This window comes from Klebsiella sp. MS 92-3 (assembly GCF_000195655.1).
GTDB lineage: Bacteria > Pseudomonadota > Gammaproteobacteria > Enterobacterales > Enterobacteriaceae > Klebsiella > Klebsiella pneumoniae.
Map to the genome: position 1 here is coordinate 46,680 of NZ_GL882869.1, position 1,201 is coordinate 47,880.

At 64.2% G+C, this 1,201-nt stretch carries 1 protein-coding gene and 1 pseudogene; both read right to left on the minus strand.

The window, feature by feature from the left end; genetic code table 11:
• Nucleotides 1-50: 50 nt before the first annotated feature.
• Nucleotides 51-887: an MBL fold metallo-hydrolase gene (locus tag HMPREF9538_RS01265; RefSeq protein ID WP_004180178.1), complete on the minus strand. Its 837-nt coding sequence runs from the start codon at nucleotides 885-887 to the stop codon at nucleotides 51-53.
• 7 nt (nucleotides 888-894) lie between these two features.
• Nucleotides 895-1,201: pseudogene (locus HMPREF9538_RS01260) on the minus strand (hypothetical protein); the annotation flags it as partial.

Genomic DNA, 1,201 nt, shown 5'->3' on the forward strand with positions numbered 1-1,201 from the left:
CCCCCCCGCCGCGGGGGGGGTTTTACTGTGGTCATTGTTCTGCTCAACGATTACACCGAGCGCAGACAATAGCCTGAGGCGGTGTTCTCCACTCTGGCGAATCCCGGCAGGCCAAGATGCATACCGGCAATCAACCACCGTTCGCTGGCGGCCTGGCGCAGCAGGATCTCCCTGGTACGCCGGGCCTGTTCAGGATCGACGTCGAAGGCGACCGAGGCTTCTGGCCGCGCAGACTGAATGGACGGGAAATGGACGATATCCCCCCAGATCAGCAGCGAGGTATCGCCCGCTTCGAGACGATACCCGGTATGCCCGGGCGTATGGCCGGGCAGAGGGCACGGGCGGATCCCGGCGATCACCTCCTCATCATCAACCCCGCTGATTTGCGCCGCGCAGTTCGCCAGTACACGGCGAACAAGCAGCACGTTGCGCCGACCGCGATCGCTGGCGTTGTCGAACGTGGATGTTGCCAGCCAGTAAGCGCTTTCCCGCGTAGGCAGGAACACCGTGGCGTTGGGATACGCTGGCGTACCAGCGGCGGACAGCAGGCCGCCGATATGGTCCGGATGGGCGTGGGTGAGAAGGATGGCGTCGATCTCCTCAGGACCAACGCCGAGCCGCGCCAGATTGGCGATAAGTTCGCCGCCAACGCCATTGGCTCCGCCGGTGCCGGTATCCACCAGCACCGTATTCCCGCGACCGCGGATCAGATAGGCGCCAATCGCAATGGTCTCCGGCGAGGCTAATCCTGAATGCCGCTGCAGATGCTCCGCCTCCTCCCGCGAGATACCCGAGAGTAAGGACAGCGGCGCTGACATCAGACCATCACTCACGGCAGTCACCGTCAGGTCGCCAGCGGTCAACGTATAAAAGGGAGCAGGTGACATGGCGACCTCACGCGCGCTGCGCCGGGTTGCGTAACCGGGCGGTGATGGGCTGATAGATAAAGACGGCGGCAGTCGTGGCCAGGTGATGCAGGTTGTCTCGTGGGAGGATGGCGGCATACCGGGTTTGTTCGGTCGCCAGGCCGCCTGGCTGCAGGTGTATCGGCGCAGCGACGGGCAAGTCCTCCGCGGTATCGCCCAGCAGCAGCACTTCATCCGGGGCAACCTCCCGCAGCGTATTATTCGTTAGATAGAGGTGGCGATGCCAGTCGGCGATCGCCGATTGCCAGCGGGCAAAATGGCCGCCCCCCCCGCGG

What these genes read in the sequence shown, in the direction of transcription:
- HMPREF9538_RS01265 (WP_004180178.1), bottom strand. Translation starts at nt 887, where the DNA reads ATGTCACCTGCTCCCTTTTATACGTTGACCGCTGGCGACCTGACGGTG.